Below are 15,341 nucleotides of genomic sequence, written 5' to 3'. Positions count from 1 at the left end.
GTCTTCTCCTGTTGGTGGGGGCTTGTTGCCGGTTCGCGGCCAGCCCTCGGGTTGCAGGATTCGGGGCTGAGATCGCCCGCTCCGGCTTGGGCAGAGAGTTCTGCGCAAGCTGAATTCAAGTCAATTTATATATTAAACCATGACAATTTTCCCGGACAGAGTCAAACCGACCCCGAATTGTCATGGAAAATGCCGCCGCTCAGCGGGGCAGGATTGCCGAAAGGATGCGCAAAGCCTGTTCCAGTTCGCGCATGCTGGCGCCGCCGATGGACAGGCGCAAAGCGGGTCGCGCGGGCAGCGTGGCAAAGCCCGCGCCGGGGGCCAGCGCGATCTGGTGGGAGAGCGCATGGGCCAGCGTCGCGGCCTCGTCCGCGTCTCCCGGCAGGGGCAGCCAGCGGTGCAGGCCATGCGGGAAGCCCTGCGCCTGCGTGCCGAGGATGCGCTGCGCCATGCGGTTGCGAGCGGCCAGTTCGGTGCGCTGCGCCTCGATCAGCGCGTCCGCCGTGCCGCCGGTGATCCAGTCCTGCGCGATCTCGGCCATCAGCGGCGTCGCCATCCAGGACATCGACAGATGCCGGTTCAGCGCGGGTTCGGCCAGGGTCTCGGGCATGGCCAGAAAACCCAGCCGCAGCCCCGGCGACAGGCATTTCGACAGGCCCGTGAAGTAGAAGCTGCGTTCGGGCGCGAAGCTGGACAGGGCCGCCGGGCGGCGCGGGGGCATCGGCCCGGTCGGGTCGCTTTCGAGAATCGCCAGCCCGGCCCGTGTGGCAGCCCGCGCCAGCGCCTCGCGGCGGTCGCGCTCGATGATCCGCGCCTGTGGCCCGCCCCCCGAGGGCAACAGGAACACCGCCTTCATCCGTCCGCCCGAAGCGCGTGCAGCGGCCTCCAGCGCGTCGGGATCCATGCCCGCGCCGTCATCGGGGATGCCGCGCAGCCGCAGATGCAGGTGCTTGGCGGCGGGTTTCAGCGTGTGGCAGGTCACGGCCTCGGTCGCGATGATGTCGCCGGGCTGCGCGACCGTCATCAGCGCGACGAACATCGCGGGCGTGGTGCCGTTGGTGATCAGGATGCGCTGCGCGGGCACGACCATGCCGCAGCGCGCCAGCCAGGACGCCGCCATGCCGCCGTAAAGCGACATGGTCTGGCGGGGGCGAAAGGACAGGATCGCCGGATCGGGCAGACGCCCGGCCACGCGCACCAGGCTTTCGGCCCATGCCGTGCGGATCTGCGGCAGCGCGACCGGCGTCATCATCGACAGGTCGATCGGCGGGCGGTCGGTGGGGGCGCGGAACCAGGGCACCTCGATCGTCTCGCGCGGGCCGGATTTCACGAAACTGCCCCGCCCCACCTCGCCCGAGATCAGGTCGGCGCGGATCAGTTCCTCGTAGGCGCGGCTGACGGTCTGGACCGACAGGCCAAGCTGCCAGGCCAGGTCGCGATGCGGCGGCAGGCGCTGACCGGGACGCAGGCTGCCCGAATCGATGGCGGCCGCAATCCCTTGGGCCAGGCTGCGATAGGCGGGGCGGGTGATGTCATCCTTGCGGAGCGGCCAATGCGTCATGCGCCAAGGATCGCGCCAAGCCGGGCGATTGACAAGCCGCGCGCCGCCGGAAAGAACCGGGGCCATGATCCCGCCCCGCGCCCTCCGCCTCGACGACCGCGACATCGCCATTCTGGCGGTGCTCTCGCGCGAGGGGCGCATCGCCAAGACCGAGCTTGCCGCGCGGGTGAACCTGTCGCCCACCCCCTGCTGGGACCGGATGCGGCGGCTGGAACAGGCCGGGCTGATCCGCGGCTACCGCGCCCAGATCGACCTTGCCGCCCTTGGCGCGCATGTGCAGGTCTTTGTCACCGTGGAACTGGACAGCCACCGCGCGGAAAGCTTCCAGATCTTCGAGCGCGTGATCGCCCGCACTGATGCCGTGACCGGCTGCTGGGCCATCGGCGGGGGCTTCGATTATCTGCTGCATGTGGTCGCGCGCGATGTGGCGGCCTTTCAGGACCTGATGGACGGGCTGCTGGAAAGCCGCGCCGGGCTGAGGCGCTATTTCAGCTATATCGTGACCAAGCCCGTCAAGGACCTGCCCCCCGCCACTGCGCTGCTGGGCTAGAGGAATCCTCTGCCCCGGCCCGAAGGGGCAGAGGATTCCTCTGCCGCGCGGGCGATCTTCAGGGAAATTTCCCCTGCCCCTACCCCCATCATGGCGCCGTAAAGGAGATTTGCCATGCTGGATCACCAGACAAGCCTGACCGAAAGCCTGACCGATCCCGCGCTGCTGCCCGGCGCGGGCGATTTCCCCGCCGAAGGGCGGCTGGCCGTGCGCGACCCCGCCACCGGCGCCGTCGTCGCGCAGGTCCGCATCAGCGATCAGGCCGGCGCTCGTGTCGCCGTCGATGCCGCGCAAGACGCCTTTGCCGGCTGGGCCGCGATGCTGCCCCAACACCGCGCCGCGATCCTGCATCGCTGGCACGCGCTGATTCTGGCCGCCCGCGAAGATCTGGCCCGGATCATGGTCGCCGAACAGGGCAAGCCCATCAGCGAGGCGCGGGGCGAGATCGACTATGCCGCCAGCTTCGTGCAGTTCTACGCCGAAGAGGCCTTGCGCCCGAATATCGAGGGCGTGACCAGCCACCTGCCCGATGCCGAGATGGAGCTGTGGCGCGAACCCGTGGGCGTGGCCGCACTGGTGACGCCCTGGAACTTCCCCTGCGCTATGATCACCCGCAAGGCCGCCGCCGCCCTTGGCGCGGGCTGCACCGTGGTCATCCACCCCTCGGCGGAAACGCCCCTGTCGGCGCTGGCGCTGGCGGTGCTGGCGCAGCGGGCGGGCTTTCCCGAGGGCGTGGTGAACACGGTAATCGGGGATGCGGCGACGATTGTCGGCGAATGGACCGCCGATCCGCGCGTCCGCGCTCTGTCTTTCACCGGCTCGACCGAGATCGGGCGGCTGCTTTACCGCCAATCCGCCGATACGGTGAAACGTCTGGTGCTGGAACTGGGCGGGCATGCCCCCTTCATCGTCTTTCAGGGCGCCGATCTGGACCGCGCCGTGGCCGAGGCGATCAAGGCCAAGTTCGCCACGACCGGGCAGGATTGCCTTGGCGCCAACCGCTTCTACATCCATCGGCCCATCTATGACGAGTTCTGCGCCCGCTTCACCGCCGCCGTCGAGGGCCTGCGCCTTGCACCGGGGATCGAGGATGCCGATCTGGGTCCGCTGATCCATGACCGTCAGATTGCCAAGCAGCAGGCCCATGTCGATGACGCGCTGGCCCACGGCGCGCGCCTGCTGACCGGGGGCGCTATCGCGTCGGAACTGGGTCCGCTGTTCTACAAGCCCACCGTGCTGGCCGATGTGCCCGACGAGGCCGCGATCATGCGCGAGGAAACCTTTGGCCCCGTCGCCGCCCTGACCCCCTTTGACTCCGAGGACGAGGTCATCGCGCGCGCCAATGCCAGCGAATACGGGCTGATCGCCTACCTGCACAGCCAGGACCCGCGCCGCATCTACCGCCTCAGCCGCGCGCTTCAATACGGCATGGTCGCCGTGAACCGCACCAAGGTGACGGGCGCGCCCATCCCCTTTGGCGGGATGAAGCAGTCGGGGCTGGGCCGCGAGGGCGCGCGCCAGGGCCTCGAGGCCTTTACCGAGATCAAATATGTCTGCCGTGACTGGGCATGAAAGGAATGACAATGCTGACGAATGACGAACTGGCCCGGTGGGACCGCGAGAACTTCATGCACCCTTCGACGCATCTGGCGCAATTCGCGCGCGGAGAAGCGCCGCAGCGCATCGTCACCGGGGGCGAGGGCTGCCACATCACCGACCGCGACGGCAACCGTCTGCTGGACGGTTTCGCGGGGCTCTACTGCGTGAATGTCGGCTATGGCCGCAAAGAGATCGCGGATGCGATTGCGAAACAGGCGCATGAGCTGGCCTATTACCACGCCTATGCAGGGCATGGGTCCGAGGCCTCGATCACGCTGTCCAAGATGGTCATGGACCGCGCGCCCGAGGGCATGGCGCGTGTCTATTTCGGGCTTGGCGGATCGGATGCGAACGAGACCAACGTCAAGCTGGTCTGGTATTACAACAACATCCTGAACCGCCCGCAGAAGAAGAAGATCATCAGCCGCTGGCGGGGCTATCACGGATCAGGGCTGGTCACGGGCAGCCTGACGGGGCTGGAGCTGTTCCACAAGAAGTTCGACCTGCCTCTGGCTCAGGTCATCCATACCGAGGCGCCCTATTACTTCCGCCGCCCCGACGCCGCCATGTCCGAGGCCGATTTCGTGAGCCATTGCGTCGAGCGCCTGGAGGCGCTGATCGAGGCCGAGGGCGCCGACACCATCGCCGCCTTCATCGGCGAGCCGATCCTTGGCACCGGGGGCATCGTCCCGCCCCCCGCCGGTTATTGGGCGGCGATCCAGAAGGTTCTGGCGCGCCATGACATCCTGCTGATCGCGGATGAGGTCGTGACCGGCTTCGGGCGCCTGGGGACCATGTTCGGCAGCGATCATTACGGCATGAAGCCCGACCTGATCACCTGCGCCAAGGGCCTGACCAGCGCCTATGCACCCCTGTCCGCGACCATCGTCGGCGAGCGGATGTGGAAGGTGCTGGAGCAGGGGACGGACGAGAACGGCGTCCTGGGCCATGGCTGGACCTATTCCGCCCATCCGATCGGCGCTGCGGCCGGGATCGCCAACCTGAACCTGATCGACGAGCTGGGGCTGGTCGGCAATGCGGGTCGCGTGGGTGCCTATCTGAACCGGCAGATGCAGGAAGCCCTGGGCGCCCATGCCCATGTGGGCGAGGTGCGCGGCGAGGGGATGCTCTGCGCGGTGGAACTGGTCGCGGATCGCGAGGCGCGGCGTTTCTTCGAGGCCTCCGAGGCCAAGGGCGCCAAGGTCGTCGCGGCGATGCTGAAACGCGGCGTGATCGCGCGGGCCATGCCGCAGGGCGACATTCTGGGCTTTGCGCCGCCCTTGTGCCTGACCGAGGCCGAGGCCGACCGGATCGTCGAGGTGACGGCCGAGGCGGTTGCCGAGGTGTTGGGCTGAATTGCGTCCCGCGACGGCCGGGGGGACTTCACGTCCCCCCGGACCCCCCTGTGGGATATTTTCGTGAAGAAGAAGGGTTCAGGGTGCGAGGTCCCCGGGGCTGTCGATATCGGCCAGGAGGTCGGGGGCCAAAATGAGCTGTCCCTCGGGGAGGTCCCGAAGGAGGCTGGCGGCGCCCCGGTCGCCTGTCAGCGCCGCGAGGCGCGGCAGGACGGCGCGGGGAAAGCAGGCGGGGGGCAGGATCGCCCGACCATTCGTCGAGGCGGCGGGGCGGTCGGGGGTTGTGCGGTCGATGATCGCCTGCAGGTGGGCCGGGGTGATCCCGGGCATGTCGCCGAGCGCGATCAGCAGTCGGTCTGGTTGACCCGCGGCGGCGAGGCCCGCGCGCAGGCTGGTGGAGTGCAGCGGCGCCGTGCCGGGCGGCAGAGTCACGATCCGGAAGCCCGCGAGGTGCGGGATCAGCGCGGGATTGGCGATGACCGCGATGCGCTGTGCGAGGCGTGTCGCCCTGAGCGCGGCCGCACCATGGGCGATCAGAGGCTGGCCGCGATGATGAGCGATGAGCTTATCCTCGGCGCCGAAGCGCCGCGAGGCGCCTGCGGCAAGCAGGAGCGCCGTCGTGCCGCCCTCATGCAAAGCGGATCTGGTCGGCGAAGGGCATCTGCCGCAGGCGCTGGCCGGTCGCCGCGCGGATCGCATTGGCGAGCGCCGCCGCGGCGGGCGGCAGGCCCGGTTCGCCCAACCCCCGCACGGGGCCGTTTTCCAGAAGCCGCGTCGTCACGCGCGGGCATTGCGGCAAGCGCATCCCGTCATGGTCGTAGAAATTCTGCTGTTCCGGGCGGTGGTCGGCATAGGTGATCTGGCAGTTCATCGCATGGCCCAGCCCGAAGAGCATCCCGCCAGAAAGCTGCGCCTGGGCATTGACCGGGTCCAGCACGGTGCCGATATCGGCCACCGCCCAGGCTTCGGTGATGCGCAGGCCATCGGGCGTGTCCTCGACCTCGATCACCTCGGCGCATGGGACGCCGAAGCTGAGGCAGAAGGCGACGCCCCTGCCCCGGCCCGGACCGGGCTGACGGCCGCGCCAGTCGCACAGGCGCCGCGCCTCGTCGATGACCGCGCGCGACACATCGTCGTTGCAGGCGCGCAGGAGGCCCTCGAACGGGTCGATCCCGGCGGCCTCGAACATCTCGTCCATGAAGCTGCCGAGATAGAAGCCCGTGCTTGACGCGCCCACCGAGCGCCAGCTGCTGACGGGGGCCAGATCCGGGGCGCGCTTGCCCGTCACGCGGAAATGCGGGATGGCGAAGGGCTGGTCCCAGGCGCCCGCCACGATGCTGATATCGGGGCCGGGCGGGTTCATCCAGACGCGCCCGAACCAGGACGACATGACCGAGGGCGAGGCGATGGTCAGGTCCAGCGCCTCGATCCCGGCCTCGCCCATGCGGCCGCGCGCGCGGGCGATCTGGGCGGGGCGCGGGCGGGACTGGGCAAAGTCCTCCTCGCGCGTCCAGGTCATCTTGACGGGGCGGCCGGGCACCGATTGCGCCACGCGCACCGCCTGAAGGATGAAGTCCAGTTCCAGCCTGCGCCCGAAACTGCCGCCGATCATCGGGTTTTCCAGCCGGATCGCGGACTCGGGCAGGCCGGTCAGCCGCGCGGTCTGGGTGACGACGAAATCGGGGATCTGCGTGCCCGCCCAGATATGGCAGGCCTCGTCCGTCACAAGGACGGTCGCGTTCAGCGGCTCCATCGGCGCATGGGCCAGGAAGGGCACGCGGTATTCCGCCGCGATCACGGCGCCTTCCGCGCCAAGCGCGGCCTCGACATCGCCGTCATCGCGGTTGCGGCTGTCATGGCCGGATTCGTCGAGCGAGCGCGTCAAAGCATCCCAGATCGCGGCGCTGTCGGCGGGGCGGTCGGGCGGGCCGGTCAGGTCAAGCAGCAGCGCATCGGCGGCGCGAAAGGCGTGCCAGGTGGTTTCGGCCAGAACGGCCACGCCGCCCTCGATCGCGGTGACGGAATGGACGCCCGGCATGGCGCGTGCCGCATTGTCGTCGATCAGGCGCGCCTGACCGCCCTCGGGCGCGGCGCGGACGGTCGCGTAAAGCATGTCGGGCAGGCGCAGGTCGATGCCGAATTCCTGCGTGCCGGTGGATTTCGCGACGATGTCGCCGCGCAGCATCGGCTTGCCCAGATGCCGCCATTGCGCCGGATCGCGCAGGACGATCGTGGTCACGGGCTCGATCCGGGCCGCGTCGGGGGCCAGTTCGGTATAGGGGATGCGGCGTCCGTCGGGCAGGACGACATGGCCTTCCTCGGTCCGCAGGGCGACGCGGTCGAGGCCCTCGCGCAGGGCGGCGGCCTCTTTCAGGGTCTCGCGGGCGACGGCACCGGCCTCGCGCAGCTTGCGGAACCCGTCGGGCACGGTCGAGCTGCCGCCGGTCATCTGCAGGCCCAGAAGCCGGGCCGGAATATCCGAGGCCGCGCGGGCATTGCGCGCCAGCCAGCCCTCATCGGTCGGCAGAAAGGGCAGGTTCTCGGCCAGAAGGGCGCGGTTGTAATAGGCGGGGCTGACCGGACCGGGCGCGATCCGGGCCGAGGCCGGGTCGATGTCCAGTTCCTCGGCGATCAGGGCGGCCTGGATCCAGCGGCTGCCCTGCCCCTTGTCGGCGCGGGGCGCGATCAGGGTGATCCCCCCGGCGTCGATCACGACATAGGGGGTCAGGGCGACGGTCTCGGCGTCACCCGCAAAGGGATCGGGCAAGGGCCGCGTGTAGCGCCAGGCGCCGAAGGCTACGCCGCCCGCCACCGCGACCGAGCCGATCAGCAGGCTGCGCCGGGCGATGCGGCCCGCCCGCGCAAGACCGCCCCGGCGGGGCTGGCCGGGGGAAAAGCCGCGCGCCATCAGGTGGCCCCCAGCCGCAGGGCCGCACTGCGGATCGCGGCGCGGATGCGGGGATAGGTGGCGCAGCGGCAGAGATTGCCCTGCATCGCGGTGTCGATATCCTCGTCCGAGGGGTCGGGGTTCTGCGCCAGAAGCGCCGCCGCCGCCATGATCTGCCCAGATTGGCAATAGCCGCATTGCGCGACCTGCTGTTCGATCCACGCGGCCTGGACGGGATGAGGGGATGCGGGCGTTCCCAGACCCTCGATCGTGGTGATCTCGCCCTCGACATCGCCGATCAGGGTCTGGCAGGCCAGCACCGCCTGCCCGTCCACATGCACCATGCAGGCCCCGCAGGCCGCGACGCCGCAGCCGTATTTCGTGCCGGTCAGGCCCAGAACATCACGCAGCGCCCAGAGCAGGGGCATGTCTGGGTCGGCCTCGATCCGGGTCGTCCGTCCGTTGATCCTGAGTTCCATGCGCGAAAGCTAGGCTGCGTGCGCTTCTGCCGCAAGACTTGCGTTGGGTCACGGCGCGGGGTCGGCGGGCCGCCGCCCCCAAGGTCGCAACGGCGTCATGCGAAAGGGCCGCGATCCTTGCGGATGCGGCCCTGATGCGCCCGGCCCTTAAAGAACCGGCAGGCAGGCAGATCTTACTTGATCTTGCCTTCCTTGTATTCCACGTGCTGACGGACGACCGGATCGTATTTGCGGACGGTCATCTTTTCGGTCATGGTGCGGGCGTTCTTCTTGGTGACGTAGAAGTGCCCGGTGCCGGCGGTCGAGTTCAGCCGGATCTTGATGGTGGTCGGCTTCGCCATGTTTATCGCTCCTGCTTCGGGGCAATCGCGCGCCGCAAACCCCGTGAATTCCGTATGGAAGCCGCCTTTTATCCGCCAAGGCGGCGAAGTCAACCGCGAATCCGGGCTTTTCGGCAGGGCGGGTCAGAAAGCCCGGGAAACGTTCGGCATTCATGTGCGGAGGGCCTGTAAGCCGGATCCTGTCCACCGCGTTCTGCGGCTGGATGGCCATTCATCTGGTCCGCCCGTTGCCGGACGGATCTAGCTGCCTACCCGGATCTGCTGGGGCAAGGCGGCCCTGCGGGTTGCCCCGCGCGCGATCCCTATTCGGCATTGCTCCCGGTGGGGCTTGCCATGCGGGCGCTGTTGCCAGCCCCCCGGTGGGCTCTTACCCCACCGTTTCACCCTTACCCATCCGGGGATGGGCGGTCTGTTCTCTGTGGCGCTTTCCCTGGGGTTGCCCCCGCCGGGCGTTACCCGGCACCGTTGCCTCGTGGAGTCCGGACTTTCCTCGACAGGACAGGCCTGCCGCGGCCATCCGGCCCCCCGCACGCGGCGGGATATGGCGCAGGCCGCCGGGCGGGTCAAGGGCGCAGGCGTCAGGCCCGCGCAGAGGGGTCGGAGGGGGCGCTGCCCCCGTCGCGCTGGCGCGCGACTCCCCCGGGATATTTGGATGAAGAAGAAGCGGCGAGGCGGGCTGCCAGCTGCCGGTCGCCGCGGGATTCGGGGCCCGTAGCCCAGGGGCTGTGGCGCAGGCGGAAGGCCGCAAGGCGGATCGCGGCCTCGGCCTGCGGGTAGCCGAGGCGGTCGAGGCTGGGGCCGAGGGGCGGATCGGGGTCCTCGGGCTGGGGCCGGGCAAAGGTGGCAAGGCCCTGGCGGGCCAGCGATTCCCAGTCGAAACGCGGGCCGGGATCGGTCTTGCGGCCCGGTGCGAGGTCGGAATGGGCGATCACGGCTTCGGGTCGGATCTGCCAACGGGCCATGATCTGCGCCAGCAGCGTTTCGAGCGCCTTCATCTGGGTGGATGTGAAGGGGCAGTCTCCGGGATTGACGATCTCGATTCCGATGCTGCGGGAATTCACGTCGTCACGGCCGTGCCACGTCCCCTGCCCGGCATGCCAGGCGCGGCGCGTCTCGCAGACCAGCTGTTCGGTCCGGCCGTTCTCGTCGATCAGCCAATGAGCGCTGACCTCGGCCGCAGGATCGCAGAGCCGTGCGCGGGCCGAGGCCGCATCCGTCATGCCCGTATAGTGCAGGACGACCAGTTCGGGGCGCTGGCCGCGACGGTCGCCGTGATTCGGACTGGGCCAGTCCCGCCCGGTCAGGGCTTGGTCGCCTGCAACTGGGGCGCGTGGACCGGCCGCGCCAGCGGGATCACGGCGGGGGTCTGCGCGCCTGTGGTCAGGGCAGCCTCCCGCTCGGTGCGATACTGCCCGTAGGGACTGGCCGAGGCCGGATAATTCGGGTTCCAGCCCGCATGTTCGCTGCATCCGGCCAAGGCCAGGATCGTCATCATCACGAAAGCGCGCATCGCTTCTCCTGTCCTTGATCGGGGCAGCCTACCACCAGCGATCGGCCTTGGCCACAAAGCCCGCCGCGCGTTCCAGCACCTGCGCCTGGTTCAGCAGGTCGCCCTCTTCGAAGGGCCGCCCGAAGAGTTGCAGACCAAGCGGCAGGCCCTGCGCGTCCTGACCCACCGGCACCGCGATGCCCGGCAGGCCCGCGAGGTTCAGCGTCACGGTGAAGACGTCGTTGAGATACATCTGCACCGGATCGCCCTTGTCCACCGAGCCGAGCGGGAAGGCCGCCGAAGGCGTCGCAGGCGCCAGGATCGAGTCGATCCCCGATGCGAAGGCCTGGTCGAAATCGCGCTTGATCAGCGCGCGCACCCGGCGGGCGCGGTTGTAATAGGCGTCGTAGAAGCCCGCCGACAGCACATAGGTGCCGATCATGATGCGGCGCTGCACTTCGGGGCCAAAGCCCTCGGCCCGGGTCTTTTCATACATCTCGATGATGCCGTCGCCCTGGCCCAGCCTGGCGCGGTGGCCGTAGCGGACGCCGTCATAACGGGCGAGGTTCGACGAAGCCTCGGCCGGGGCGATCACGTAATAGGCGGGCAGCGCGTATCTCGTGTGCGGCAGGCTGATATCGACGATCTCGGCGCCTGCGTCGCGCAGCATCTCGGCGCCCTGGCGCCAGAGGGCGTCGATGGCGTCGGGCATGCCGTCCACGCGATATTCACGCGGGATGCCGATGCGCTTGCCGCGGATGTCGCCGGTCAGGGCGGCCTCGAAATCAGGGACGGGCAGATCGGCGCAGGTGCTGTCCTGCGGATCGGCCGAGGCCATCGCGCCCAGCATGATCGCAGCGTCGCGCACGGTGCGCGTCATCGGCCCGGCCTGGTCCAGGCTGGACGCATAGGCGATCACGCCCCACCGGCTGACGCGGCCATAGGTCGGCTTCAGCCCGACCGTGCCGGTGAAAGCCGCAGGCTGGCGGATCGAGCCGCCCGTATCGGTGCCGGTCGCGCCAAGGCAGAGATCCGCCGCGACGGCTGCCGCCGAGCCGCCCGAGCTGCCGCCCGGCGTCAGCTGCGCCCCGTCAGGGCCGCGCCAGGGGTTCACGGCGGGACCGTAGCAGCTGGATTCGTTGGTCGAGCCCATCGCGAACTCGTCCTGGTTCAGCTTGCCCAGCATGACCGCACCCGCATCCCACAGGTTCCGCGTGACGGTCGATTCGTATTCCGGCGTAAAGCCCTCAAGGATGCGGCTGCCCGCCTGGCTGGGCACGCCCTTGACGCAGAAGACGTCCTTGACGCCGACCGGGATGCCGGTCATCGGCGCGGCATTACCCGCCTTGATGCGCTGATCGGCGGCACGGGCCATGTCGCGGGCCATGTCGGGGGTGTGGTGGACAAAGGCGTTCAGCGCGCCCGCGCCGTCGATGGCGGTCAGGCAGGCCTCGGTCAGTTCCATCGAGGTCAGGTCGCCCTTGCGCAGCGCGTCGCGCGCGTCGGCAATAGTCAGGCTGTTCGGATTCGTCATTCCACCACCTTCGGCACGGCAAAGAAGCCCTCGCGCGCGTCGGGCGCGTTCGACAGGATCCGGTCGGCCATGCCGCCAGAGGTCACCTGATCCTCGCGCCGTTTCAGACGCATGGGCGTGACGCCGGTCATCGGCTCGACGCCCTCGACATCGACTTCGTTCAGCTGTTCCATGAAATGCAGGATGCTGCCAAGTTCGCGCGCCAGCGCCGGCAGGGCGGCATCATCGACCGCGATGCGCGCCAGATGCGCGACCTTGCGGGCCTGATCCTCGGTGATCGACATGACGTTTCCTTTCGTTGGCGCGGGTCTACTATCCCGCCGGGCCTGCCGCAAGCGGGGCCATGCCCGAGATTGCGGCCCGGCCATGCGATGGCTAGGGTGCAAAGGCAACCGAACAGGAGCCCCCGATGAACTGGCTTGCGCCCGTCGATGCCTATTGCGAACGGACCGGCCCCGATTACTGGTCCGAGCCGATCAACGCGCTGACGAACCTCGCCTTCATGATCGCGGCGATCCTCGTCTGGAGACGCCTTTCGGGGCCGGGCATGACGACAGGGCGGGTGCTGGCGGCCAACCTGTTCATCATCGGGATCGGGTCGTGGCTGTTTCACACCCATGCGAACCAGCTGACCGGGCTGATGGATGTGCTGCCCATCGTGGCTTTCATCCTGATCTACGTCTTCGCGGCGACACGCGATTATTTCGGGCTGCGCACGTGGCAGGCAGGTCTGGTGACGGCAGGGTTCATTCCCTATGCGGCGCTGACGGTGCCGCTGTTTCAGATGGTACCGGGGCTCGGATCATCGGCGGCCTATGCGCCGGTGCCGCTGCTGATCCTGATCTATGCGGCGCTGTTGCGCAACAGACTGCCCGACACGGCGCGCGGGCTGGCGATCGGTGCGGGCATCCTGATCGCCTCGCTGACCTTCCGAACGCTGGACGAGCCAAGTTGCGCCCTGCTGCCCTTCGGCACGCATTTCATGTGGCACATCCTGAACGCGGTGATGCTAGGCTGGATGATCGAGGTCTGGCGGCGCTTTATGCTGAAGGGGCGTTAAGGGCGCCCTCAGCCTGCCGCGCGCCTTGCGTCGATGCGCCGCTCGATGGCCTGCCAGATGGCCTCGGCGGCGTTGATGCCGTCGAACCGCTCAAGCTCCTGGATGCCTGTGGGCGAGGTCACGTTGATCTCGGTGAGCCAGCCGTCGATCACGTCGATCCCGGTGAAGATCAAGCCCTTCTCCCGCAGAACCGGCCCGAGGCGGGCGCAGATCTCGCGCTCGCGGTCAGTCAGGCCGACTTTCTCGGCGCGTCCGCCGACATGCATGTTCGACCGCGCCTCGCCGGCCTGCGGCACGCGGTTGATCGCGCCGACGACTTCGCCATCCACCAGGATGATGCGCTTGTCGCCAAGCGTGACGGCGGGCAGGAATTTCTGCGCGATGACAGGCTCGCGGTTGATGCCCGAGAACATCTCGACCAGCGAGGACAGGTTCGGGTCGTCGGGTCGCAGATGGAACACACCCGCACCGCCATTGCCATAGAGCGGCTTCACCACGATATCGCCGTGGCGTTGGCGAAAGGCGCGGATCGCCTCCAGGTCGCGGGCGATCAGCGTCGGCGGGGTCAGGTCGGGAAAGTCGAGGACCATCAGCTTTTCGGGCGAGTTCCTGACCCAGAACGGATCGTTCACCACCAGCGTCGTCGCCGCGATCCGGTCCAGAAGATGCGTCGAGGTCACATAGGCCATGTCGAAGGGCGGATCCTGCCGCAGCCAGACGACATCGGCCTCGGCCAGATCAAGCTGTTGCCATTCGCCGAACGCGACGTGATCGCCCTGCTGCCGGCGCAGTGTGACAGGCCGGCCGCGCGCGATGACGCGCCCTTCGTCGTAACGTAGCTGATCGACGGTGTAGTGAAACAGCCTGTGGCCGCGTTCCTGCGCCTCGATGCCGATGCGGAATGTGCTGTCTGCGGTGATCGAGACATTCTCGACCGGGTCCATCTGCAAGGCGACAAACAGGCTCATCTCGGCCCCCTTTTCAATCACGGGGGTTCTTGTCGCCCGTCGAATGCCACAAGACAAGCCCGCCGCTTCAGTTTTCTCCAAACGCGTTCAGCATAAGGTCGACGCGTCCGGTCCGGTCGACCAAGGCAAGGTCGAAGCGCATCGAAGAGAGCCCGTCATAGCCAGCCCGATCACAATACTCCAAGGCCGCCTGACAGATCCGGCGCATCTGCGCACGCTGCAGACGCTCGGCGGCGATGGCATGGGTGGCCGCGCTCTTGACCTCGACAAAAACGATATCGTCGCCGTCCTGGAAGATCAGGTCGATCTCGCCGGATAGGCCGCGCCAACGGCTGGCAAGCAGCGTTGCGCCCCGCGACAGGTAAAGACGCTGAACGGCATCCTCGGCCATAAGACCGGACAGGGCCGCGACACGACCACGTTCGCGGCGGACCCGGGGAACCGGCTGGGCTTCGATCCGGCCGACGAAATTCTCAAGTCCCATCCGTTTCTCCTGTCTCGGGCCGGTCCGCCCGCCCGTCCTGATCGCGCCCCAAATCCAGCGCGCGCTGGTAAAGCTCACGTCGTGGCAGCCCGAATTCCTCGGCCGCCTGTTTCGCGGCGTCCTTGACCGACAGGCGCGCCATCAGGTCGCGCAGCCGGGTATCCACCTGCTCTGCCCCCGGCGCAGGCGGTGCCGCCCGATCCAGAAGCACGACAATCTCGCCCTTCAGGGACGCCATCCGCGGATCAGCCGCCAGTTCGGCGGCGCTTCCCCGGATGATTTCCTCGAATTTCTTCGTCAGTTCCCGCGCAACCACTGTATTTCGATTCGGGTCAATCTCGCAGAGATCACCCAACATTCGGTTAATGCGCCTTGGGCTTTCGAAGAAGATCAGCGTGGCGTCGGTCCAGATCCATTGTTCCAGCCAGGCGCGGCGGGCGGCCTCGGTCGGGGGCGGAAAGCCCAGAAAGAGGAACCGGTCGCTTGGCAGGCCAGAGAGGCTGAGCGCCGCAAGTGCGGCCGAGGGGCCGGGCAGCGCATGGACCCGGTGGCCCGCCTGCGCGGCATCCAGCGCCAGACGATAACCTGGGTCGGCGACAAGGGGCGTGCCCGCATCCGACGCATAGGCGATGCTGGCCCCTTCGGCCAGTGCGGCCAGCAGAGCGGGTCGCGCGCGCTCGCCATTATGGTCGTGATAGGACAGGACCCTGCGCCCCCGCAGCGGGACGCCGTGGATGTCCATCAGGTGCCGCAGCGTCCGCGTATCCTCGGCGGCCAGAAGATCAGCCGAATTCAGCACATCCAGCGCCCGCAGCGTGATGTCGCGCGCCGCCCCGATCGGCGTCGCCACCAGATAGAGGCCGGGATCCAGCCGCGCGGCTTCGATATGGGCGGCAAGGCGGGCGGGGCGGTTTTGGTCCATGCGGTCGGTCGGTTCGGTCATGGGGTTTTCCTTCTTGCGGCGGGCCGATTGCCAAGGCTGGGCCAAGCGCCTAGTTTGCCGCAAAGCCGTTCATGCGCGATCAACAGGGGAC

16 protein-coding genes and 1 other RNA gene are annotated in these 15,341 nt (G+C 68.3%); 4 read left to right on the top strand and 13 right to left on the bottom strand.

The features are described from left to right. Positions 1-199: 199 nt before the first annotated feature. A complete protein-coding gene (ehuR, locus tag ACTZWU_RS10445) occupies positions 200-1,627 on the bottom strand; it encodes a MocR-like ectoine utilization transcription factor EhuR (RefSeq protein ID WP_444737294.1) in 1,428 nt (475 codons plus the stop codon). Between ehuR and ACTZWU_RS10440 the strand changes: the two genes are divergently transcribed. The 3 genes from ACTZWU_RS10440 (at position 1,626) to ACTZWU_RS10430 (ending at position 5,065) form a co-directional block, all read left to right on the top strand. Further along, positions 1,626-2,111, top strand: a complete 486-nt coding sequence (locus tag ACTZWU_RS10440; RefSeq protein ID WP_444737293.1) for an Lrp/AsnC family transcriptional regulator — start codon at positions 1,626-1,628, stop codon at positions 2,109-2,111. The genes ehuR and ACTZWU_RS10440 overlap by 2 nt on opposite strands. A gap of 114 nt (positions 2,112-2,225) precedes the next feature. Then, complete coding sequence (locus ACTZWU_RS10435) at positions 2,226-3,683, top strand: NAD-dependent succinate-semialdehyde dehydrogenase (RefSeq protein WP_444737292.1); 1,458 nt, start codon at positions 2,226-2,228, stop codon at positions 3,681-3,683. A gap of 11 nt (positions 3,684-3,694) precedes the next feature. After that, a complete protein-coding gene (locus ACTZWU_RS10430) occupies positions 3,695-5,065 on the top strand; it encodes an aspartate aminotransferase family protein (RefSeq protein ID WP_444737291.1) in 1,371 nt (456 codons plus the stop codon). Positions 5,066-5,143: 78 nt separating this feature from the next. Here the strand turns inward: ACTZWU_RS10430 and ACTZWU_RS10425 are convergent, their stop codons facing one another. From ACTZWU_RS10425 to gatC, 9 genes are all read right to left on the bottom strand, one after another. Further along, entirely contained in the window at positions 5,144-5,701 is a 558-nt protein-coding gene (locus ACTZWU_RS10425; RefSeq protein WP_444737290.1) for a nucleotidyltransferase family protein, read from the bottom strand. Further along, positions 5,694-7,973, bottom strand: a complete 2,280-nt coding sequence (locus tag ACTZWU_RS10420) for a xanthine dehydrogenase family protein molybdopterin-binding subunit (RefSeq protein WP_444737289.1) — start codon at positions 7,971-7,973, stop codon at positions 5,694-5,696. The genes ACTZWU_RS10425 and ACTZWU_RS10420 overlap by 8 nt, the downstream gene beginning before the upstream one ends. Continuing rightward, positions 7,973-8,431: a (2Fe-2S)-binding protein gene (locus ACTZWU_RS10415; RefSeq protein ID WP_444737288.1), complete on the bottom strand. Its 459-nt coding sequence runs from the start codon at positions 8,429-8,431 to the stop codon at positions 7,973-7,975. The genes ACTZWU_RS10420 and ACTZWU_RS10415 overlap by 1 nt, the downstream gene beginning before the upstream one ends. A gap of 173 nt (positions 8,432-8,604) precedes the next feature. Then, positions 8,605-8,772: a 50S ribosomal protein L33 gene (rpmG, locus tag ACTZWU_RS10410; RefSeq protein ID WP_022707377.1), complete on the bottom strand. Its 168-nt coding sequence runs from the start codon at positions 8,770-8,772 to the stop codon at positions 8,605-8,607. Between the two features lie 152 nt (positions 8,773-8,924). Next, positions 8,925-9,301, bottom strand: an RNA gene (gene rnpB / locus ACTZWU_RS10405) — RNase P RNA component class A. A gap of 49 nt (positions 9,302-9,350) precedes the next feature. After that, positions 9,351-10,076: an N-acetylmuramoyl-L-alanine amidase gene (locus tag ACTZWU_RS10400; protein ID WP_444737365.1), complete on the bottom strand. Its 726-nt coding sequence runs from the start codon at positions 10,074-10,076 to the stop codon at positions 9,351-9,353. Beyond that, positions 10,073-10,282 carry a hypothetical protein gene (locus ACTZWU_RS10395; protein WP_444737369.1) on the bottom strand — a complete coding sequence of 70 codons (210 nt, stop codon included), beginning with the start codon at positions 10,280-10,282 and terminating at the stop codon, positions 10,073-10,075. Before ACTZWU_RS10395 ends, ACTZWU_RS10400 begins: the two co-directional genes overlap by 4 nt. 28 nt (positions 10,283-10,310) lie before the next feature. After that, entirely contained in the window at positions 10,311-11,795 is a 1,485-nt protein-coding gene (gene gatA / locus ACTZWU_RS10390) for an Asp-tRNA(Asn)/Glu-tRNA(Gln) amidotransferase subunit GatA (protein ID WP_444737287.1), read from the bottom strand. Beyond that, positions 11,792-12,079 carry an Asp-tRNA(Asn)/Glu-tRNA(Gln) amidotransferase subunit GatC gene (gatC, locus tag ACTZWU_RS10385; protein ID WP_304615303.1) on the bottom strand — a complete coding sequence of 96 codons (288 nt, stop codon included), beginning with the start codon at positions 12,077-12,079 and terminating at the stop codon, positions 11,792-11,794. Before gatC ends, gatA begins: the two co-directional genes overlap by 4 nt. Positions 12,080-12,204: 125 nt before the next feature. On the opposite strand from gatC, the gene ACTZWU_RS10380 reads away from it, so the two are divergent. After that, complete coding sequence (locus ACTZWU_RS10380) at positions 12,205-12,855, top strand: ceramidase domain-containing protein (RefSeq protein WP_444737286.1); 651 nt, start codon at positions 12,205-12,207, stop codon at positions 12,853-12,855. An 8-nt stretch (positions 12,856-12,863) separates the two neighbouring features. On the opposite strand, the gene gshB is transcribed toward ACTZWU_RS10380, so the two are convergent. The 3 genes from gshB to rsmI all read right to left on the bottom strand — a co-directional run bounded on the left by gshB (position 12,864) and on the right by rsmI (position 15,229). After that, complete coding sequence (gene gshB / locus ACTZWU_RS10375; RefSeq protein ID WP_444737285.1) at positions 12,864-13,823, bottom strand: glutathione synthase; 960 nt, start codon at positions 13,821-13,823, stop codon at positions 12,864-12,866. A 67-nt stretch (positions 13,824-13,890) separates the two neighbouring features. After that, positions 13,891-14,307 carry a YraN family protein gene (locus ACTZWU_RS10370; RefSeq protein ID WP_444737284.1) on the bottom strand — a complete coding sequence of 139 codons (417 nt, stop codon included), beginning with the start codon at positions 14,305-14,307 and terminating at the stop codon, positions 13,891-13,893. Continuing rightward, the gene (gene rsmI / locus ACTZWU_RS10365) at positions 14,297-15,229 is read right to left on the bottom strand and encodes a 16S rRNA (cytidine(1402)-2'-O)-methyltransferase (RefSeq protein WP_444737364.1); all 933 of its coding nucleotides are present in this window, start codon (positions 15,227-15,229) and stop codon (positions 14,297-14,299) included. Before rsmI ends, ACTZWU_RS10370 begins: the two co-directional genes overlap by 11 nt. Between the last annotated feature and the right edge of the window lie 112 nt (positions 15,230-15,341).

This window comes from Paracoccus sp. NSM, from assembly GCF_052379855.1.
Classification (GTDB): domain Bacteria; phylum Pseudomonadota; class Alphaproteobacteria; order Rhodobacterales; family Rhodobacteraceae; genus Paracoccus.
Note: the sequence above shows the minus strand (reverse complement) of the source record. Positions and strands in the feature narration are given on the sequence as shown.